Annotated in this window: 21 protein-coding genes and 1 pseudogene; 9 read left to right on the top strand and 13 right to left on the bottom strand. The window is 54.1% G+C overall.

From position 1 onward, the window contains the following. Window positions 1-170: 170 nt before the first annotated feature. On the top strand, window positions 171-482 hold the full coding sequence (locus Q7W83_RS21685; RefSeq protein ID WP_150633925.1) for a hypothetical protein: 312 nt from the start codon (window positions 171-173) through the stop codon (window positions 480-482). On the opposite strand, the gene Q7W83_RS21680 is transcribed toward Q7W83_RS21685, so the two are convergent. From Q7W83_RS21680 to Q7W83_RS21670, 3 genes are all read right to left on the bottom strand, one after another. Further along, window positions 483-1,013, bottom strand: coding sequence for a DUF1003 domain-containing protein (locus Q7W83_RS21680; protein WP_150633926.1), 531 nt, complete (start codon window positions 1,011-1,013; stop codon window positions 483-485). 71 nt (window positions 1,014-1,084) lie between these two features. After that, window positions 1,085-2,161, bottom strand: coding sequence for a diguanylate cyclase (locus Q7W83_RS21675; protein ID WP_150654132.1), 1,077 nt, complete (start codon window positions 2,159-2,161; stop codon window positions 1,085-1,087). A 157-nt stretch (window positions 2,162-2,318) separates the two neighbouring features. Beyond that, window positions 2,319-2,927, bottom strand: coding sequence for a TetR/AcrR family transcriptional regulator (locus Q7W83_RS21670; protein WP_150633927.1), 609 nt, complete (start codon window positions 2,925-2,927; stop codon window positions 2,319-2,321). Window positions 2,928-3,139: 212 nt separating this feature from the next. On the opposite strand from Q7W83_RS21670, the gene Q7W83_RS21665 reads away from it, so the two are divergent. Further along, window positions 3,140-4,180, top strand: coding sequence for an MBL fold metallo-hydrolase (locus tag Q7W83_RS21665; RefSeq protein ID WP_150633928.1), 1,041 nt, complete (start codon window positions 3,140-3,142; stop codon window positions 4,178-4,180). A gap of 133 nt (window positions 4,181-4,313) precedes the next feature. Next, window positions 4,314-5,792 (top strand): amidase family protein, encoded by a 1,479-nt coding sequence (locus Q7W83_RS21660; protein WP_473656900.1) that lies wholly within the window; start codon window positions 4,314-4,316, stop codon window positions 5,790-5,792. A gap of 32 nt (window positions 5,793-5,824) precedes the next feature. Here Q7W83_RS21660 and Q7W83_RS21655 read toward each other — a convergent pair. From Q7W83_RS21655 to Q7W83_RS21645, 3 genes and pseudogenes are all read right to left on the bottom strand, one after another. Beyond that, window positions 5,825-6,146, bottom strand: a pseudogene (locus Q7W83_RS21655) (helix-turn-helix domain-containing protein). A 202-nt stretch (window positions 6,147-6,348) separates the two neighbouring features. Then, window positions 6,349-6,666, bottom strand: a complete 318-nt coding sequence (locus Q7W83_RS21650) for a helix-turn-helix domain-containing protein (protein WP_458377105.1) — start codon at window positions 6,664-6,666, stop codon at window positions 6,349-6,351. Between the two features lie 82 nt (window positions 6,667-6,748). Next, window positions 6,749-7,516: an AraC family transcriptional regulator gene (locus Q7W83_RS21645; RefSeq protein WP_150633930.1), complete on the bottom strand. Its 768-nt coding sequence runs from the start codon at window positions 7,514-7,516 to the stop codon at window positions 6,749-6,751. Window positions 7,517-7,628: 112 nt separating this feature from the next. Between Q7W83_RS21645 and Q7W83_RS21640 the strand changes: the two genes are divergently transcribed. Continuing rightward, on the top strand, window positions 7,629-8,444 hold the full coding sequence (locus Q7W83_RS21640; protein ID WP_150654119.1) for a sulfite exporter TauE/SafE family protein: 816 nt from the start codon (window positions 7,629-7,631) through the stop codon (window positions 8,442-8,444). Between the two features lie 6 nt (window positions 8,445-8,450). On the opposite strand, the gene Q7W83_RS21635 is transcribed toward Q7W83_RS21640, so the two are convergent. After that, window positions 8,451-9,440 carry a hypothetical protein gene (locus tag Q7W83_RS21635; protein ID WP_150654120.1) on the bottom strand — a complete coding sequence of 330 codons (990 nt, stop codon included), beginning with the start codon at window positions 9,438-9,440 and terminating at the stop codon, window positions 8,451-8,453. 271 nt (window positions 9,441-9,711) lie between these two features. On the opposite strand from Q7W83_RS21635, the gene Q7W83_RS21630 reads away from it, so the two are divergent. Further along, entirely contained in the window at window positions 9,712-9,957 is a 246-nt protein-coding gene (locus Q7W83_RS21630) for a type II toxin-antitoxin system Phd/YefM family antitoxin (RefSeq protein WP_473656896.1), read from the top strand. 149 nt (window positions 9,958-10,106) lie between these two features. Here the strand turns inward: Q7W83_RS21630 and Q7W83_RS21625 are convergent, their stop codons facing one another. Then, complete coding sequence (locus Q7W83_RS21625) at window positions 10,107-10,820, bottom strand: HNH endonuclease (RefSeq protein WP_473656893.1); 714 nt, start codon at window positions 10,818-10,820, stop codon at window positions 10,107-10,109. Between the two features lie 198 nt (window positions 10,821-11,018). On the opposite strand from Q7W83_RS21625, the gene Q7W83_RS21620 reads away from it, so the two are divergent. Then, window positions 11,019-12,116, top strand: a complete 1,098-nt coding sequence (locus Q7W83_RS21620; RefSeq protein ID WP_473656890.1) for a GTP pyrophosphokinase — start codon at window positions 11,019-11,021, stop codon at window positions 12,114-12,116. A gap of 260 nt (window positions 12,117-12,376) precedes the next feature. Here Q7W83_RS21620 and Q7W83_RS21615 read toward each other — a convergent pair whose 3' ends face one another. Beyond that, window positions 12,377-12,886, bottom strand: coding sequence for a BRO-N domain-containing protein (locus tag Q7W83_RS21615; RefSeq protein ID WP_473656887.1), 510 nt, complete (start codon window positions 12,884-12,886; stop codon window positions 12,377-12,379). A gap of 573 nt (window positions 12,887-13,459) precedes the next feature. Between Q7W83_RS21615 and dcm the strand changes: the two genes are divergently transcribed. The 3 genes from dcm to Q7W83_RS21600 all read left to right on the top strand — a co-directional run bounded on the left by dcm (window position 13,460) and on the right by Q7W83_RS21600 (window position 16,822). Further along, entirely contained in the window at window positions 13,460-14,896 is a 1,437-nt protein-coding gene (gene dcm / locus Q7W83_RS21610; RefSeq protein WP_473656885.1) for a DNA (cytosine-5-)-methyltransferase, read from the top strand. A 168-nt stretch (window positions 14,897-15,064) separates the two neighbouring features. Beyond that, the gene (locus tag Q7W83_RS21605) at window positions 15,065-16,276 is read left to right on the top strand and encodes a type II restriction endonuclease (RefSeq protein WP_473656882.1); all 1,212 of its coding nucleotides are present in this window, start codon (window positions 15,065-15,067) and stop codon (window positions 16,274-16,276) included. 120 nt (window positions 16,277-16,396) lie between these two features. Further along, window positions 16,397-16,822 carry a very short patch repair endonuclease gene (locus tag Q7W83_RS21600; RefSeq protein WP_473656880.1) on the top strand — a complete coding sequence of 142 codons (426 nt, stop codon included), beginning with the start codon at window positions 16,397-16,399 and terminating at the stop codon, window positions 16,820-16,822. Between the two features lie 347 nt (window positions 16,823-17,169). Here Q7W83_RS21600 and Q7W83_RS21595 read toward each other — a convergent pair whose 3' ends face one another. From Q7W83_RS21595 to Q7W83_RS21580, 4 genes are all read right to left on the bottom strand, one after another. Next, complete coding sequence (locus Q7W83_RS21595; protein WP_473656878.1) at window positions 17,170-17,412, bottom strand: hypothetical protein; 243 nt, start codon at window positions 17,410-17,412, stop codon at window positions 17,170-17,172. A 398-nt stretch (window positions 17,413-17,810) separates the two neighbouring features. After that, a complete protein-coding gene (locus tag Q7W83_RS21590; RefSeq protein WP_473656876.1) occupies window positions 17,811-18,035 on the bottom strand; it encodes a DUF2188 domain-containing protein in 225 nt (74 codons plus the stop codon). 475 nt (window positions 18,036-18,510) lie between these two features. Then, window positions 18,511-19,761 (bottom strand): ribonucleotide-diphosphate reductase subunit beta, encoded by a 1,251-nt coding sequence (locus Q7W83_RS21585; RefSeq protein ID WP_008034875.1) that lies wholly within the window; start codon window positions 19,759-19,761, stop codon window positions 18,511-18,513. 515 nt (window positions 19,762-20,276) lie between these two features. Beyond that, entirely contained in the window at window positions 20,277-20,591 is a 315-nt protein-coding gene (locus Q7W83_RS21580) for a hypothetical protein (RefSeq protein WP_458377114.1), read from the bottom strand. Window positions 20,592-20,701: the final 110 nt, after the last annotated feature.

Genomic DNA, 20,701 nt, shown 5'->3' with positions numbered 1-20,701 from the left:
TGATTCCTGGAGCCCACTATAGAGGCCCATCCTCCCCGGAAAAAGCCTTCAGCGTTGAGTGCTTTTAACCTAGGGCAGGTGTCGACTTTTCTGATTGTTAATATCCCCGCCAACCTCTAGTTTGACTTCAGTCATTCGACTGAATCTTTAAGCGATGGAGAGGGATAACCATGAAAAAAACAGCAGGGAAGCTACTGGTATTGTGCTTTTGCGCAGGCGCGTGGCCGGTCATGGCACAGCCTTTCACCTGTGGCGGGAAATTTCTGGGCAGCGACACGCAAGCAGAACTGGCGCAGGCCATTATCGAAGACGGTGGAAGAGCGGTCGGCGTTCAACGAGTGTTCACGATTTGTCAAAAGGGTGTCATCCATGTCGTGCTGGACGGCAATAACGAGACGGCGACACCCAGCTATAAAAAACGCTGGCAGCAGCGTGCTGTCGCACTGCTTCAAGTACCCACAGACAAGGTAACTGTTCGCTGATCAGTGGCTCGGCGGATCTTTGCGCACAATGTGCAGGTGCATTTCCGAGGTCAGGTTTTCGATGCGTTCAGTGAGGGTTTTGGTCATCTCGGTGAGGCGAGTGTTTTGCTCGAGCAATTCGAGCAATTGCGCGGTGTTCTGCGCCGCCTGCGCCTGACGTTCACTGTTGGCCACGGCCAGCGCTTCGCGGTGCTGCGCGTCCGCATCGGACTGGGCTTTGTCCCGTGCTGCCTGCCGGGTCTGGGCCAGCAAAATCAAGGGTGCGGCGTACGCCGCTTGCAGGCTGAACGCCAGGTTGAGCAGGATGAAGGGGTAGGCATCGAAGTGGGTCATGCCGGACACGTTGAGAAAAATCCACAGCGCGACGATCAGCGTCTGCGCGCCCAGAAACACTGGCGTGCCGAAGAATCGCGCAAAGGCTTCGGCGCGCAGGGCAAACTTGTCAGTGCCGAAGGTCGGCGCCAGGTGAGCGTGAGGGCGGTGGAAACGCAAGTGATCGACGGGCGCGGGGGCTTTTCTTTCGGTGGTCATGATGCTCTCTGCAGGGCGCGGGGACTGAGGTCCACTATAGCGCCACCGTCCGGCAAGCCGCGCAGCTTTGACTAAATCGCCTGCGCGACAGCGGTCCTGCGCTCGGTATCGCGGGCGGCTAAACAGATTTTATTGCGGCCGGTATTTTTGGCCGTGTAGAGGGCTTTGTCCGCGTCATCGAGCCAGGCGATGGCATCGATGAAGGACTGATGATAAGCCGCCAGGCCGATGCTCAGGCTGATCCGCAGCTCGGGTATTTCCTGATGCCGGTAGTTGTGCAGGACTTCACGCAAGCGTTCCATGACATCCCGCGCCTGATGCAACGGCATGCCGGGCAGGATCACGCAGAATTCATCACCACCATAGCGCCCGGCCAGATCGCACTCGCGAAGGTTGCGTTTGAGTTCGGCGCTCAACTTGCGCAGCACCGAGTCACCAACGATGTGCCCGTAGGTGTCGTTGATGGATTTGAAGTGATCGATGTCAATCAAGGCAATCGCGGCGGGTTGTTGATGTGCGCGACAGCGCTGGAATTGCAGTTGCAGCAAGTCTTTCCAGGCACCGTGGTTGAGCAGGCCGGTCAGACTGTCAGTGCGACTAAGGGCGCTCAAGGCGCGTTTGTGTTTGGACAGTTTGATCGCAAGCCGGTAACAGACCATGCCCACGGCCAATGGGTAGAGCGTGAGCATCGGCAGACACGCCCACACCTGCATCTGCGTGGAATAAGGGGTAAAGGCGGCGCCAAACAGCAGCACCGAAATCGTCCCTCCTGCCACTTGAGCAAGGGAGCCCTGAATGAACAGGCGCTGACCGCCGGCCGCGACATTATTCATGGCCATCATCGCAAGGATGGTCACGGTGGTGAGTGGGTTGAACTGAAAGGTCGCCACCCAGAAACCGCCACACAGCGAATCGAAGAGTAGGTTGTGGCGTTCTGCCTTGTAGGGAAAAGTCGAGCGGGTCGACAGTTGATAGGCCAGGTGCGGCCAGACATAACCATTGAATAGCAGCAGTACCCAGACCCAGATCGGCAGGCTCAACGGATAGAGTGCGGCGGCCACGCTGATGCAGCCGATGCCCAAGCCAATGATTCGGGGTAAGTAAATGCGTCTGGCAAATGACAAGCCCTTGCCACGTTGGTTTTCCATAATGTCCTGCACCAGATTCATTCTGAAACACATTGCCGTGTTTTATTCAAAGCTACCGTTCATCGGTAAAACGGCGGACATTGTCATTTATTCCAGCAGGAATAATCAGTGTCCTTCGAAGCCATTTAACGGTTGCAGAGCGCAGGGAACGCTTGATTTAGAGCTGGTAGCACGCGAGGAACATGTCCAGCGCAGAGTCCACGACGGTGTTCTGCATCTCAGGCGACAGGCCCGGCAGCCCCATGGAAATCTGCGGCCAGAAGGCAAAGGATTTGAGCATCCCCTGAACCTGTTGCGCGGCAAACTCCGGGTCGACCGGCTTCAATCGTCCATCGGCCCGAGCGGCTCGAATCCACACGGTCAAACCTTCTTCACGCTCGCTCATTCGCGCGACCATGTTCTGCGCGCGCTCCGGGGAATGGATGGTGGCGGCAATCGCAACACGTGCCAGGTCGAGAAAGTTGTTGTCGGCCAACATCTGCAATTTCGCCATCAGCATCAGGCGCATCTGGTCCCGAAGCGGTAGATCAGGGCGATAGGTTGTTTCCTGTTCGGCAGTCACCCGCGCCCATAACTGATTGAGGATTTCGGCGAACAACTCTTCCTTGCTGGGGAAGTGGTTGTACACCGTGCGCTTGGACACGCCAGCGGTGGCGGCAATCTTGTCCATGCTGGTGATGTCGAAACCGTGGGCACGGAATTCGGCAATCGCCGCTTGGATGATCGCTTCGCGTTTTCGGTCGGTCAGGCGCTGTGGAGCTGTCATAAGTACGCTTCGGCAGAAGAAGTTAAGAATTTACACTCAGCAGTTTACTTGCGATCGGGTTTGATGCAACCTAGAAACTACACTGTGCAGTGTAATGTTTCGTTAATCCTGCGCAGTCAAAATTCGAGAGTCCGGCTGATGCGTGCGTGCCTTGGCCATTAATCGTCCCACCGCAGAAACCGCGAACCGTACGGTTTCCTGGAGTCATTCACATGGCCAATTCAACTGACACCTGCGAACCTGAAGCTTCCCGTCAGGTAGACCGGGCCTTCAAAAACCATGCGCCCGTGCAGCGAGAAGGCTTTCGCAAAATGGTGCGCATCATGTGGAACATGATCTTCCACAAACCGCGCAACACCCGCCCGACTGCGGCCGTTCCGGTGCAACGCCTGACCCACGATGCTTTGATAGCCGCGCCCAATCACAGCGTCTATCGCCTTGGCCATTCCACCGTATTGCTCAAACTGCGAGACAAGTTCTGGATCACCGACCCGGTCTTCGCCGAGCGCGCTTCGCCGGTGCAATGGGCCGGCCCGAAGCGTTTCCACCAGCCGCCCATCAGCCTCGAAGAATTACCACCGATTGAAGCGGTGATCCTGTCCCACGATCACTACGACCACCTCGATTATCAGGCCGTGCTCAAACTGGCGGACAAAGCCAACTACTTCCTCACCCCGCTGGGCGTCGGCGACACCCTGATCAAGTGGGGCATCGACGCCAGCAAAGTGCGTCAACTCGACTGGTGGCAGGGCACCGAAGTCGACGGCATCCAATTCATCGCCACCCCGTCGCAACACTTTTCCGGCCGCGGTCTGTTCGATGGCAACAGCACGCTGTGGGCCTCGTGGGTGATGATCGACGCCCACACACGGATCTTCTTCAGCGGCGACAGCGGCTACTTCGACGGCTTCAAACGCATCGGCGAACAGCACGGCCCGTTCGACCTGACCCTGATGGAAACCGGCGCCTACAACGTCGAATGGCCGCATGTGCACATGCAGCCCGAGCAAACCCTGCAAGCGCACATCGACCTGAAAGGCCGCTGGTTACTGCCGATTCACAACGGCACCTTCGACCTGTCGATGCATGCCTGGTATGAACCGTTTGACCGGATTCTGGCGTTAGCCTGGGAGCGCAGTGTTTCGATTACCACGCCGCAGATGGGTGAGGCGTTTAACGTGATGTATCCGCAGCGGGGGAGTGTTTGGTGGTCCGAGGTCGAGCAGCAGGTGTATCAGGAGAGTCTCGGCTGAGCTACAGATTGGAGCGAATATTCATACGTGATCCAGCGCCAGGAGATGACGGACATTTCCAGCGGCGTCTGTAGGCTTGAAAAGCGAGTGAGCTTACTCACTCGCTATCAGTCATCACGAGGATCTTTATCACATGGATGTAACGCGAAACGACGCTACGCAACGGCTGAAACCCCAGTGGGGGCTGGAATATTCAAGTGTCGATGTACTCAGCCAAAGAATGAAACGCAAACAGCTGAGTGCTGTCGCGCTCGTGCAGTATCTGCTGCAGCGGATCGAGGCGCTGGATAAACAGGGACCGGCAATCAACGCGATCATCGAACTCAACCCTGATGCATTGGCCATTGCCAAAGTGCTCGATCAAGAGCGGCAACGAGGGCACGTACGAGGTCCTCTGCATGGCATTCCCGTCTTGCTCAAAGACAATATCGATACGTCCGATCAGATGCAGACCAGCGCCGGGTCGTTGGCCATGGTCGGGCAACCGGCCGCCCAGGATGCTTTCATCGTGCAACGGCTCAGAACAGCAGGGGCGGTGATTCTCGGAAAAACCAACCTCAGTGAGTGGGCCAACTTCCGCGATCCTGCCATCCCCGATGGGTGGAGCAGCCGAGGTGGGAAAACCAAAAATCCACACGTGTTGAGTGAATCGCCCTATGGCTCAAGCTCAGGCTCCGGCGCGGCGGTTGCCGCAGGTTTTGCGCCGCTGGCGGTCGGAACGGAAACCGTCGGCTCGATTATCGCCCCGGCGTCCGTCAACGGTGTGGTCGGCCTCAAACCGACCGTGGGCTTGCTCAGTCGCAGCGGCATCGTCCCGGTGAGTCAAAAAGTCGATACGCCCGGGCCCATGGCGCGCACCGTTCGTGAGGCGGCACTGCTCTTGAACGCCATGACCGGCAGCGACGACGCCGAACCGATCAAAACACCTCACGCCATCAACGGCGTGGACTATACGGCTTTTCTGATTCCGAACTCACTGGTCGGACGGCGCATCGGGTATCCCGTCAAGTTTGATACCAGCGCCGAGGCCGCACAAAGCGACCCTCAGTTTTCCCGTGCGCTGGAAGTCATGCAGGCCGCAGGGGCGACATTGATTCCGGTAGTGTTCGATGATCCTCAATCCCTGGCGCCGGAGGAGATGGAAAACGGATTCCGGATGGGTATCAAGCGTGATCTTCCCCGATACCTCGCTAAACGAAGCGGTCTTGCAATCCAAAACCTGAAGGATCTCCTGCAACACAACGAGCACGCCCCCGGCGCCGAGGGTTTTGGGCAAGCCACGTTGAACGCGGCCAACAACGTTGATTTTGACGAGAACGCGTACAACGAGTTGTGGCAAAAAATTCAAAGCGAAAATGCGGCTGTCATCGACAACGTGATGCTTGAGCATCAGCTGGATGCCGTAGTGTGGGACGTGGGCTCCCCAGGGTTGAACGTCACTGCGTTGGCTGGTTATCCCGGCATCATGGTGCCTTCCGGGGCGGACGATTTCGGAGTGCCGACCTCGGTGTTCTTCTTTGGGGCTCGCTGGAGCGAGGCCCATCTGCTGGCTATTGCTTATGGGTATGAGCAAGCTTCCAACGCAAGGCCGATCCCTGCGTTCAAGCCGTAAAGGCTTCTAACGCAAACACTGGGATTTTTACTTCAGGTGAAAACCACCTCAATTCGCCCCTCTTTTCTCGATCGATGGGCTGACTTGACCACGATCTGCACGTCTCGCCCAAGCAGGGATAAGCATTCCATCATCTTTGCTTCACTAATGCCGCGAAACTTCCCGCGCAACATTTCAGAGAGCTTGGGTTGGGACAGACCCAAAATTTCAGACGCTTGAACCATGAGTCAAATGGCGAGCCTTTATGATTTCGCCAATTTTTGCGGCCAGCTGGGATTTGACGCGCATTTCATTGGCGTTGGGCGTCGAGAGGTCTTCGTAGACGTTGCCGCTGCTTTCTTCGATTTCAATCATGATCTGATCCTTTGGCGTGGTCTTGCGTCCGGATCTGTAGGAGCCAGGCTTGCCGGCGAAGGCGTCCTTAAGATCGTCTTCGCCAGCAAGCTTGGCTCCTACGAAAAGCGACACACGCCTGCGCGGCCATAGGTCGGAATGCCGCCTTCAGACTTACGTGAAATATACCTATATGGGAATAATCGCCAATCGATGATTTCTTTCACTCAACCATCGCAAAATCAGCCCGCCCCATCGACTCCGTCGACGACCCTTTAATATTCATCCCCCGCCCCGGCGCAAACCCCGGGAAGAACACCATCCCCTCCGATTCAAACCGATAAGCCAACGCCAGTCGATCGGCATCCGCCACATCACGCCTGGCCTCAAATCGCTCGATCGCGTCGACCGAAACGCCAGACTCCCGCGACAACTCATCAACACTCCAACCCAACATCGCCCGGGCTTGGGCGCAGTGAGCGGGGGTGAATTGGAAGAGGGCGATACGTTCCAGGGTGATTTTCATCGCATAAGAGGCCATGGTGTTCTCCGGGCTCAAGAGTGCTGATCCAAAATATACTGTGTTTTTGTACAGTTGTTTTGCCTCCGGATCAAACTCATTTTTATTTCGACCCCTCCAACCAGACGGACGGCGCCTGACCCAACACGCGGCGAAACATCGTCGAGAACGCCGCCGGGCTGTCATAGCCAAAATCCAGCGCAATCCGCGTCACCGGCTCACCCACCGCCAATCTTGCGAGCGCCAGCACCACGCAGGCGCGCTGCCGCCACTGGCTGAAACTCAGGTCGGTCTGCTGGCGAAACAGGCGATTGAACGTGCGCAAACTGATGTGCAACTGATCCGCCCATTGCTGCGGCGACTGATGGGCATCGGGGCGCTGCAAAAAGCCCTGGCACAACGCGAGCAACCGCGCATCGACAGGCAGCGGAATGTGCAACGGCAAGTGAGCACTGCGCGCCAGTTCATGCAGCAGCAAATCGATCAACGCCCCATCGCGCCCGGCCTCGGCATACGCCAGCGGAATCTCCACCGCCTCCATCAGCAAGTGCCGCATCAACGGCGAAACGCTGATCACCTGACAACGACTCCCCAGATCAACCGCCCCTGGTTCGATGTACAAACTCCGCGTACTCACCCCCAGCATCAACACCTCATGCGCCACCCCCGGCGGAATCCACACCGCCCGCTGCGGCGGCACCACCCAATTGCCGTCATGCGTGCTGACCTGCATCACCCCGGTCGCGCCGTACAACAACTGCGCCCGTCTGTGTGTATGAAGCGGCAACACCTGACCGTAGGAATAATCCGTACCGATCGCCACCACCGAGCGTGGCGTGTCATCCAGCCCATTAATCGAAACATTGCGCATCAAGCGGCTTCCAGCAGTTGGCGTAAACGCAAACAATATTGGCTGACTTGCTGAAGCAGGCCAAGCCGCATCGCTCTATCGTCGACCGCTCTCAACCCATGGACGACGCGCAATGTTCTATCTCTTGCTGACACTCTTCGGCTGCATGACCGGCATCACCGCCGTGCTGTTCGGCTTCGGCGGCGGGTTTGTCGTGGTGCCGTTGCTGTACCGCATGCTCATGGCCAGCCACGGTGCCGACGACCCCATCGGCCAATCGGTAATGCACATCGCCGTCGCCACCTCGACCTGCGTGATGATCGTCAACGCCCTGGTCGCCACCGGAAAACACCACCGAGCCGGTAATCTGATTCGCCATTACCTGTGGCCGTTGGGTGGGTTTATAGGGTTGGGTGCGGTGATCGGCGCAGTGGCCGCAATGTGGGTCAGTGGCGAGGTGATTCGCTATGCCTTTATTGCTTACCTGGGCGTGACCATTGTGGATTGTCTGTTCAGACGCGGATTTCTTACGCACACCGATAACGGAATCCCACGTCGATTGGGGAGGGCGGAAGTGTCGGGCGGCGGCGTAGGAATCGGCGCTATCGCCACATTCCTCGGCGTGGGTGGCAGCGTCATGACCGTGCCGTTGTTACGTCGATGCGGGTTGAGCATGAGTCAGGCAACGTCCATGGCCAATCCGCTAAGCCTGCCCGTGGCGTTGGCTGGGACGCTGACCTACATGGCGATGGCGGGGTTCACCGAGTTTGATCTGGGCGCGTGGTTTGTCGGTTATGTGGATCTGCTGGCGTTTGCGGTTTTGACGATGGGATCGTTGCTGGGGATTCGACTGGCCACGCCGTGGATCGGGCGGATGCCGGATCGAATCCATGCGCGGGTTTACATCGGTTTGCTGGTGTTGGTGATGATCAGCATGTGCCTGAATTGAACACCGTCACTTCGCCTCTAACCCCGGCGCTTCCCGAATAATGAAGTGATCCAGGTTCTCGATATTCGCACTGAACACCCCGAACGTCTGCTCGGGGTTTTTCTTGCTCGGCACCTGCTTCAACTCCGGCGTCACGCCAAAAAAGAAGCAATACAACTCCGCTTCACTGTCGATGGCGTGCTTGATCTCTTCGAGAAACGCTTTGCGCTTGCGGTAGTTCTCGATCAACTTCTTGCTCAGGTAAACGTTGACCGAATACGGCTTCTTCTTCGCCTCATCCGCCTGCTTGAACCAGACCTTCTGCTCGAAATCGATGCGAAAGCTCTGCGTGTAATCCTTGATCTCTTTGATCTTGCCCCAGTAAATCAGCCCCTTGTTGTCCGTCAGGTACTCGATCTTCTTGAAGAACGACCCATAAGGCGCCGTGTGCTCGCCAATCTTCAGCGGCATACGCTTGAGCAGGTCCTTGTCCTCGAAGTTCGACACGAAGCACTCCACCGGGTGAGCGAAAACACTGGTTTTGTCCGGTGCTGACTCGTGGCTTGGGTGCTCGACGTCACTGGCCTTTGTCGGCGGTTGCGGGTCCGCTCGCATCACATCTGCCGCCACCGAAGGATTCGACGGCTTACGCACATACTGACGCCGAGTCAGCAACAACTCCGACGGAAAATGCTCCTCGCGACTGTCATCCGTTTCCGCACCATCCGCGTCTACACCTGATGCAGGCGCCTTGAGACTGACATAAGGACAATCCGCCACATGCCGCGTACCGGGCGTGTTCTTGAAGTGCGGGGTGCGGACGTAATTGACGTTTTTGGCGTTGAACGTGGTTAACACATTTGCCGCATCGAAGGCCAAGCGGCAGGCGTCATTGGGACATTGGAAGTGTTCCTTGGCGGAATCGAACTCCATCGTCTCGTCAAAATTCAAATCGCGCACGTCATAGATCGACAGCTTGTCGTCGAGGCTGAGGCAGTAGGCGAGATCGAATTTCATGGCGGGCTCGGGTCCTTGAGTGGGAAGGGTATTAATAGCGGGAGGCGGGGCGGGTTGCACTGAATGTTTTCAAATCCTTACAAAACCCGCAGCCATCCACGGAACCTGTAGGAGCGAGCTTGTTCGCGAAAAAACTCAGAGCGCCACTAAACATCTGGTTCTACGCAACATCATTCACCACCATCAGCGAAACACCGCCAAGAGTAGGCTCGCCACGCCTATCGAAAATCGCAGCCTTCAGCTAGCGTGGCCAATTCCATGGAGGTGCCATATGACTGAACGGCTACAAATAAACATGCACGAAGCACAATCCCAACTTTCTCAACTCGCCGAGCGTGCCTTGCGTGGCGATACGGTTCTAATCACCAAGGCCGGTAAGCCCTATCTAAGTTTGCTGCCTCATGCCGAAACCTCTCGGGCGCGTAAGCCGGGGCGATTGAAAGGGCGAGTTCGGATGTCTGCGAATTTTGATAAGACCACCGAGGACATCATCAACGGATTCGAAAGTCGCCTGTGAGGCAGTCGTGAGAAACCCAAGGGGGGTCTTCAAGCGACTGCTCAACGATCCGACGCTGACCATTGTGGACGCGAGTCTGATCGCAAAGGCGATTTCCTATTCCACAACAGCTTAATCGTGAGCAATGAGGCCGAGCATTTCAACGGCAATCATTCGCGCTTCAATCGCTTCACTGTCTGATATAGCGCCTCAGTGAATTCCTTGCTGTCATCCGAGTGGTCACAGCGACGATGGCAGTTTGGACAAAGCGCCACAGCGTTGCTAGTTCGATCAGAGCCCTGTTCGGCAAGTGGCTTGACGTGGTGAACTTCGAGAAATGGCAAATCAAGCTTTAAAAAAGGGGCAGGTTTACCACAACCTTCGCAATGTCCATCGGCTTCTTGACGAACCCAAGCTCTGACCCTAGGGTCTCTCACGTAGCTTGTGTTGGAGCCTGGCGCTCTCTCAGGTGTCAAGATACCTTTTGGTACATTTTTGAGTTTTTGTTTTTGAAGCGCAACGGCCCGTCTCTCGAGCAGCACGTCATCCGCAGTTGGTGAGTATTTGTCTTCAGAAAAAACTCCTCGATTCGCCAATGCATCGCGAATTGAGCTTTCAATACGTGAGTCTATATGCGGCAATGACTTATATCCGTTGACGCGTTTTCTACCCATCCTGTCGAGTACGGTCGAAATGTTCAGCATTCGGAATTCGACCGAGCCTTCGCTGCGACCTGTTAACGCACCTTCCCGCAGAAGTCGATTCTCGTAGGTCGTGTTGACCTTTTGCCCGTTTCCCTCCTGCTCCAACATCTTCAAGTAGGAATCAACCGCGGCTTCAAGCTCAAACCTACTCCAATCCTTATTTTCTTTATCTATTTCCATAGAATCACCGAAACTGAAAGCTCCCGACGATACCGACCGTTCATAATGGCGTCTAGGAAATTTCCTGCGAGAGAGAAAGATTTTTCTTGTCTTGCTGTTATGAGAGATGGCACATTGGTGTGATTACTGGTTGAACATTTTAATTACTAATATTCTGTTCAATTTACTCTTGCCAGAGTTTGGATTTGGGGTGATAGATTGAGTTTCTTTGTACAACAGTCTCAAGACTTTTCTGAAAAATTTGATTTTGCTAGGCATGAACAAATTGCGGTTTCAGAGTATTTGCGGGTTGCTGGCTTCTATTCTGAGTTAGCAATTTCGGCGAAGAGGATAGCTGAAGAGGCCTTGAAGCGGCGCGGAATAAGTATACATTCGATTGAAGCGAGAGCAAAAGACGCTGCTAGTTTCGGAGTTAAAGCCGCTAAGCCATCGAAAAATGATCCGGGTCGTCCTATGTATCCCAATCCAATGGAACAAATAACAGATAAGGCTGCCATACGGTTAATAACTTTTTTTCCTCGCACAATTAAAGAAATTGATGAGATGTTGCGAAGTGAGTTTAATGTTATAGAGCACTTTGATAAGGGGGAAAGTCTAATTGAAGATGAGCGCTTCGGATACCAAAGTGTTCATTACTTGGTGACATTAAGCTCGAGTCGGACGAATTTATCTGAGTACGAGAAGTTTGCTTCGGCAAAGGTAGAAGTTCAAGTTCGTACAATTCTGCAGCATGCATGGGCAGAAATTGAACATGATATTCAGTATAAGACTTCTGCGACAATTCCTAGGGACATCAAGCGCCGGTTTATGTCGCTGGCGGGGTTGCTAGAAATTGCGGATAGAGAGTTTCAAGCTATTCAGGATGCGGATAAGGATTTGAACACGCGTGCGGAGGGTCTAATTTCAACAGGAAACCTTAGTGCGGTAGAGATCACTCCGAGTGCATTGAAAGCATATTTGGACAAGAGCTTGGGTACTGATGGTCGGATGACTGATTTCTCGTATGATTGGACTGCGCGTTTATTGTTAGCTCTAGGTTTTGTATCGTTAGAGCAAATAGCTGAGTGTATTGAGCCCTACGATGATGATTTTTTATGTCGGCTTATAAATGGTGCGCGTCAAGGTCAACTTACACGCTTTGAGTATTTGCTTCTTGCAGGGATGGGGGAAGTGTATATCGAGCGCCATCCATGGGGCAGCGAGGACTGGTTTGTCTCTCACCAAAGAGGGTTTCTTAAAGTCCTCAGGAAGGGTGGTGTGGAGATCGGCAACTATGACCCACTCGTAATGGATTGAGTTAGTCGAGAATAAAATATCCCCGAATATTCAGGCTTTTAAAGGCCGGAGATTGGTCAGAAGTCAATCAATCCCCAACGACCTGTATCCCATCCATTGATGACAGTTCGGGCACAAGGCCACAGCGTTGCTAGCACCGGAAGCAGACCCTGCCGCAGATGGTGGGAGCCTGCTCGCGAATGCGCTGGTAAATACACCATCCAAAACAAAATCCGCTGCCTGAAATTCAAGCAGCGGATTTTTTATACTGCAATGAACAATCAGAACCCTCGCAACATTCGCGACGCCTTACGCCACCACGATCCGCGCTGATTGAATGGGTCATCCGCCAACACGCAAGGCATGTCCCGCAACCGAATCCACGGTTCATCCTGCCAATGCAACATGCAGAGCGACATCTTCGGCCAGTCCAGCACGCTCAACGTTGGCCGTTCTACTGACCGCGATGGACGCGCATCACGTAGCGCCGGAACAACCTGGTGAGTCAGCCATTCCCTTAGAAGTCGGTACTCCGGGCAATAGTGATAAACCAGCAACGCATAAACGCCGGACTCGCTGATCATCAATCGTTCTTCGGCAATACCTTGAGCCTCAACGAGCATCATTCGCCGCTGATCTGCATCCAGCTTGCGTGACATGCGTTCGTCGAGATGTTTGCCCATCAATCGTCCCAGGTCGTGAGCACAGAACCACACCTGATTCTCCAGGAGGAGGGCTCGAAGACTGGTGCCGTGACGAAGGAAGAGGGTTGAAACGAGCGGTTCAGACATGGCGAACCTCCTGAAACGGAGCCGCGCGATTGGGCATACGGATACGGCAAGTCACCTTCATCGTGAAGGTCGGAATGTAAGGCATTTCCTTTACCTCTGGCTGCTTTCTTAGGGCATTCGTTGTAGGTGTCGGGAGCTAAGAAACCCACCAGAGACGGGCCGGACATATTCCCCTTTCGGGTCTTGTATTCGCCCACTCCCGACATAACGGGATTTTCGCAGGCGTAGAGAAACCGCAGACGAAAAAAAGCCGCATGACTGTCGGGTGCGGAGGACCGCTCTGGTTTGTAGAGTTTCTTAGGCTCGGAGTCGAGGGTAGGTGGATCAGGGGAAGTCGTCAACCAGCGACTTTTCCTACCTCCCAAGAAACAAAACGAAATCTGGACAATGACAGCGAGTGAATTATGCTGTGTTTATATCCAGTATTCGGTCGCTGTTAATTTCTACCTTTGCCTCGATCCGTGTTACCAAGCCGGATGTCACGGATCCGAAGAAATTTCATTTACTTTGAGGTTTACAGGGCTAGAATGGTGACCATTCGTCACAGCTTTGACCCAGAGGAAATTCGGGCTCATGAATCTATTTGAAACACCATCTTTTGAATCCTTGAGCGAAACGACCTCGGGCACCCATGAGCCGGAAACTCATCCTGTGACTGATCTTGCGCTGTTGCACAAGCTGCTTGAGATTTACGATCAAGGCCAGCTCGCCGAAATTCTCAACGATGTCAGCCCAACCCATTGGTGTCGTGAAACGATCAATCGCTGGGTCAAAGGCAAGGCATCGCCGAAGCTTTCCCACATTGAATTCACTCGCTTGGAAGCGCTGCTACCCAAGCGTTTGAATCACAAACCCTCCTTTACCTTCATCGATCTTTTTGCCGGCATCGGCGGCATCAGAAAAGGTTTTGAAGCCATCGGTGGCGAATGCCTGTTCACATCCGAGTGGAACAAGTACGCGGTCAAAACCTACAAGGCGAACCACTTTTGTGATCCGGTTCGCCATCGCTTCAATCTCGATATTCGTTCGGTCACTCTTTCAGACAAACCTGAAATAAACGACGAAGAAGCCTACGAGAACATCAGACGCGAGATCCCTGATCACGATGTCCTGTTAGCAGGTTTTCCGTGCCAGCCATTCTCCCTTGCAGGTGTTTCCAAGAAGAACTCTTTGGGGCGCAAACACGGCTTCGAGTGTGAGACCCAAGGCACTCTGTTCTTCGATGTGGCCCGCATCATTGCCGCGAAGCGGCCAGCCGCATTCCTGCTTGAAAACGTGAAAAACCTGAAAAGCCATGACAAGGGCAATACGTTCCGGATCATTTGCGAAGCGCTGGATGAGTTGGGCTATGAGGTCGCAGATGTAAACGCGCCGAAGGGTTCAGACCCCAAGGTCATCGATGCCAAGCATTTCGTGCCGCAGCATCGTGAGCGAATTGTGCTGGTAGGTTTCCGTCGAGACCTGAATGTTCACCAAGGCTTCACGTTGCGTGATATCAGCAAACTGATACCAAAGCAGCGGCCTAGCTTTGGTGATTTGCTTGATAAGGATGTGGATGAAAAATACATCCTCACGCCGAAGCTTTGGGACTACCTCTATCGCTACGCCGCGAAGCACCGTGAGAAGGGTAATGGTTTTGGCTTTGGCTTGACCCGTCCAAACGACGTGGCTCGCACCCTCTCGGCGAGGTATCACAAGGACGGTTCGGAAATCTTGGTTGACCGTGGGTTTGTGGAAACCTTGGACTTCAACAGTGAGCTGAATCAGCTCCATCGTCCCCGCCGGTTGACTCCGCATGAATGCTCACGCTTGATGGGTTTTGACAAGCCGGGGGAGAGCAAATTTGTGATTCCTGTATCTGATACCCAAGCTTATCGCCAGTTCGGAAACTCGGTCGCCGTCCCGGTTTTTGAGGCGGTGGCTCGATTGATGAAGGACCGGATTTTAGCTGCGAAAGAAAAAACTGCTGATAAGGAGCAACCACAATTGGAGTTTGCTCTTCCTGAATGATGAGTCGTGCGTCTCCATTTTAGATACCGTTGAATGAAGGCTCGGTTGGTGACTCAGGCCTTCACGTCGTGACAGAATTCCTGAGTCGGAACATCTCGCAGAAGCAATTCTGCGAACCTGCCCGACATACCTTCATTTCGACTCCCAAATTGTTCAGCGACCTTACCCATGACAAGCTTTTCGCAATGGATTGAAGACAAGAATCAAGATGAATGGTGGATATTCATCAAGCGACTTTCGGCGAACGACACAGGACTCACGGGGGGGAACGGGGTAGGTATTTATGTGCCAAAAGCTGTTGTAGGCATAGCGTTGCCGTCCATTTCGAGCACTTGTTGTATGAATCCTGACTGCAGTCTGACGGCGCAGGTCACCTCACATGGTTTTCCAGAGCAGACGCTGAGAGGTATTTACTACAACAACCGCCATTTCGATGGGCCAGGGTCACGCAACGAACACCGTTTGACTAGATGGAATACAGACGTTAAAAACAGTCCCGCCCAAGATCCCGAGAACACGGGGGCATTAGCAATTTTTGCGTTCCATGTGCCCCATTTGGGTCGAGACTCCGAGTTTTTGGATATCTGGATATGCAAGAGCTTGGAGGAGGAAGAGTTTGTCGAGAACAAGATCGGTGAAGTAATTCCCGGTAGTTCGCTTTTTGACAGAGGTGACAGGCTGTTTGCCGGCTTCGCTCCGAGTCCGGATAAAGAGCCTAGCAGTGTTGAGATTCCGCAGGCTTGGGAAGACAACTTCCCCAGTGGCGAAGAGATTATTTCTTACCTTCTTGCGGTGTTTCGTACTGGGAAGACAACGCCTGACGAGCTCATCCTCGAGCGGCGTGACAACGAATACAAACTGTTCCGTCAGATTGAAGAATTTCACATTCTGCATCAGGTCCAGAAGGGATTTGTTTCCGTCGAGGAATTCATGCAGATGGCGAACTCGGTCAGCAATCGCCGCAAATCAAGGTCAGGAAAGTCACTTGAGATACATCTTGAGCATCTCTTTCGGCAATTCGGGCTTGTGGCGTTCAGTACTCAATGCAAAACAGAGGGCAACAAGCGGCCTGACTTCATTTTCCCTTCATGCGCCGATTATCATGACCCTGCGTTCCCCGATCAGAATTTGCGTATGCTGGCTGTCAAGACAACCTGCAAGGACCGCTGGCGTCAGGTTCTAAATGAAGCCAACAGGGTGGACAAAATCCATCTGTTTACTCTTCAAGAGGGCGTTTCTCCTCACCAATTTGCCGAGATGAAGGCCGAGAACGTCAAGTTGGTGGTGCCTAGGCCATTGCACACGAAGTACCCGGATGAGGTGCGTGACAAGCTTATGACTTTGAGCGATTTTATTGTGGAAACCAAAAATCTACGCTAGGTCACCTTGACTATGAAGTCTTCATGGGAGCCTAGGGATGCCATCCATTTCACCGACTAGTCTGATGAGGTGGATGGCTAAAATCTTGGTTGCCAATGAGGTTTTCTAGGTAGAGCTGAAATGGACATAGTTGATTCGGCGACTCGCTCCAGGATGATGTCCAGTATTCGCGGTAAAAATACTGTCCCGGAAATGGTGGTCAGAAGATTCCTGCATGCTCAAGGCTATCGGTACCGAGTCCATCGGAGAGATCTTCCTGGTAAACCTGATCTTGTACTTTCAGGTCTGAAAGTCTGTATTTTTGTACATGGTTGCTTCTGGCATCGCCATCCGGGTTGTATCTATTCAACAACTCCGAAGACACGACCCGAATTCTGGAACGAAAAATTTCAGAAGAATGTAATGAGAGATTTAGCTCACATCGACGCTCTTGAAGCTGCCGGGTGGAATGTTTTGATTGTCTGGGAATGCCATCTTAAGAATGATCCTGATACTTTGGAGGGGTTGGCGGAGAAATTGCGCGTTATCGCCTCTGGCCATTCATAACCGTCCGGCCAACACACCTTCCTGACACCGTCGCTTAAGATGATGGTGTCCACCTAAATTTAGGTGGACACCATTTTAGCCTTCTTAAGCGGACGCACATGCCACACGCCTGCCGACGCAGCGTGCGAGTGAGATTACCGGGCTGTTACCGCACAGGTGGGCGCCCGTTTAATCACGCAAGTGTGCTGGTGCACGCTTAGGGATATACGACTTCACTCCAAATGTGGAGGTCGCCTACTTTGCACGCATACGGCCACGGCTATCTGGTACAGCCTGCTTACCGGGCGCAATGCCGACCATTCGACCGTCCGGGCCCTGAACTGCGCGGTAACCGTTACGGATTGCGGTCATACGACCGTCGACTCCTTGAACGCCGCGCCCGCCAGCTGGAATCTCCACCATTCGACCATCACTCCCTTGAAGACCTCTAGTACCGGCTCGAATTGCGACCATACGGCCATCACTCCCTTGAAGTCCGCGACCGCCTGCGGGAATCGCAACCATACGCCCATCGCTGCCTTGCAGCCCGCGCCCACCGGGAGGAATTGGAACCATTCGCCCATCGCTACCTTGAAGGCCACGCCAACCATTGGGGATTACTATTGCTTTGCCGTCGCTACCACTAAGTGTCCGCTGCATTAGTTGTCCTTAAATGTCAGGTTTTCAAGCCAACTGCCGTCATACTTGACCATGTGTATTGCTTCCTAGCACTAGTCAGTAGCCTGCGTATGTCAAGACTGCTCTCGGGGGGCCTTGGAATAAGACGATGCTGCCGACGTAGTACAGCCCAGCATCGCCCTTAATGCTGAGTTCGGAAGGAGTGTTTTTGCTGGACGCTTACGACCATTCAGTATGCTGATTGCGTATACGAAGCACATCAAAGGTTGGAGCCGGAACCAATATGAGTGGTGGGCGCGGACAGCACTCTTTTAGGTGGGGGGAATATGTTCAGCTAGCAAGGAGTCGGCTCTTCCTTGAGCCGATAAGATCAGCCCTTGGGAGGAAACGGATCATCTCCGTAGGTGTTGCGCTCTCGGATTTGTCCATTCTGTCCATGTATGAACATTTCGCTTCCTTGGTTTTTTGCGATCTCGCGCGCGACCTGAATAGCCTCTGCTTGCGTGTTCACAACTTTAGTTGCCTTTGAGTTGCCCGCGCCTTTGACGGCCCAGTCGTCTCCGTGTGGAACGACATGCTGATTTTTCTTGGACATGATTAAAACCCTCTCTATGTGGATGTCTGAGCATTGGCAAAATTGCCTAGCTTGCCGATTTACTTTGGAAACAAGATCTCGTGGGAATCCAGTCTCCGACGATCAGCCGTTGACACCGCTCAAAGGTCGTCCATAATCACGCCCCGCATTTCCCAAATGCTTCGTGATTGTGGGTTCTCCCGATTACGGCCCGTACTAGTGGGCTTTGTTCACCAGTACGGTCAAGACCTACAGCATCCGCTCGAACGGTTGCTGTGGGTTTCTTGTTTTTGCCCCCCCCCATCTTTTTCGCCATCTTTCGATAGCAGACGTCGAGACTCTATTTTTAGCTAGATGCACACTGGTTAACACCAGTGCGCCATTCAGCAGGAGCCGCTAATCTCAATGACTGCGGCTCCGCTCTGACTGATTTCTCATTCAAAAGTACGGATGGGCCAAAAAACCATATCGTTACTTCAGGCAGTGCACCCAAGTATTAATCCCAGCTAAGCGCCCCACCAGTCTGATACTCAATAACCCGAGTCTCAAAGAAGTTCTTCTCTTTCTTCAAGTCCATAATCTCGCTCATCCAAGGGAACGGGTTAGTCGTCCCTGGATACTCTTCCTTCAACCCAATCTGCGACAAACGACGGTTAGCGATGAACTTCAGGTAGTCCTCCATCATCGCCGCGTTCATGCCCAACACGCCGCGAGGCATGGTGTCACGCGCATATTCGATTTCAAGCTGAGTACCCTGCAGAATCATCTGCGAAGCCTCTTCCTTCATCTCGGCATCCCACAAGTGCGGGTTTTCGATTTTGATCTGGTTGATCACGTCGATGCCGAAGTTCAGGTGCATGGATTCGTCGCGCAGGATGTATTGGAACTGCTCGGCGACGCCGGTCATTTTGTTGCGGCGGCCCATGGAGAGGATCTGGGTGAAGCCGCAGTAGAAGAAGATGCCTTCCAGAACGCAGTAGTAGGCGATCAGGTTGCGCAGCAGTTCTTTGTCGGTTTCGACGGTGCCGGTTTCGAACTTCGGATCGGAGATCGAGCGGGTGTATTTGAGGCCCCAGGTGGCTTTTTTCGCGACCGATGGGATCTCGTGGTACATGTTGAAGATCTCGCCTTCATCCATGGCCAGCGATTCGATGCAGTACTGGTAGGCGTGGGTGTGGATCGCCTCTTCGAAGGCCTGGCGCAGGATGTACTGGCGGCATTCCGGGTTGGTGATCAGGCGGTACACGGCCAGGACCAGGTTGTTGGCAACCAGGGAGTCGGCGGTGGAGAAGAAGCCGAGGTTGCGCATGACGATGCGGCGCTCGTCGTCGGTCAGGCCTTCCGGGTCTTTCCAGAGGGCGATGTCGGCGGTCATGTTGACTTCTTGCGGCATCCAGTGGTTTGCGCAACCGTCCAGATACTTCTGCCAGGCCCAGTCGTACTTGAAGGGTACGAGTTGGTTGAGGTCGGCGCGGCAGTTGATCATGCGCTTTTCGTCGACGGCGACACGGGCGGAGGCGCCTTCGAGTTCGGCGAGGCCTTCGGCGATGTCGAGGTTGTCCAGGGCAGCCTTGGCGCGAGCGATGGCGGCGGAGTCGGACGCGGTTACAGCGCGAGCTTCTTGAGCGGCAACACCACCGGCGGTGTCGAGGCGGTCCATGTTGGCTTCAGTCGCGTGGCCGGCGTTGGCGCCTTTTACCACGGTCTCGCCGCTGTCTTCTTTGTCGAATTCGTCCCAGCTCAGCATGACGTGTCGTCTCCTGCGTGAGGGCCAGATGCCCGTGTGAAAACTGATTGGTTGGTTTTTCACACGACCGGTCTGGCCGCGTTGGATAGCGTTTTTTGCAGCGGTACACGCAGGCAAATAAACATAATTTTGTACGGAGTTCCGAGAGCCGCTGACGGCGCTGCAGTCGGTGAAGACGTCGGCCTGGGCTTCGGACTGGCTGTCATCCCTGTAAGGGAATATTGCAGGCCCGTTAAGCCGGCATTATAGGGAAATTTTTGCGGCCGTGGTGGGGCGAATCCGCGCATGGAGCGGTCGAGAAGGAGGGTTTTTCGGTCGGAGCGAGGGTTTACAGGGCTTTGGCTGGAGATCGCGGGTGCAGATTTTTTTTCTTAAATTTTGACGTGCTACTTTTTTGTTCAAAAAATAGGCAAAAATCCGGGTTTTTTACTACATGTTGTGTTTTGAGTCGGTTTTCGGTGGGTCAAGACACAACTAAGCCCGACCGAAGTCGGGCTGTAAGTCACGCCCTATGATCAGCTGAGGCGAGCGGCACCGACGTGATCTGCACCATCAGCGGCGACTTTGGCTGCACCGGTGTGATCAGAACCGTCAGCAGCGACCTTGGCGGCGCCAGTGTGATCAAAACCGTCGGAGGCGAGTTTGCCTGCACCGACGTGATCGGCGCCATCGGCGGCGAAGGAGGCCGAACCGGTGTGGTCGTAACCGTCAGAAGCGACAGCCGCTTCGGTGGTGAAAGCTCCCGAGCCTGTGCGGTCGTAGCCATCGGCGGCGAAGGTGTTGGCGGCCAGTACAGACAGGGTCAGGGCGAGGATCAGTTTGGTTTTCATGGTCGTTGCTCCAGGTGTGCTGGCGTTGTGTGCCTTGGTGTGGAGTTCATACTACGCCGACTAATTCGATTAAAAAGCGCAAAAAAGCGCTTAAAGCAATCAAATAAATC

Source organism: Pseudomonas sp. 300 (assembly GCF_055803035.1).
Note: the sequence above shows the minus strand (reverse complement) of the source record. Positions and strands in the feature narration are given on the sequence as shown.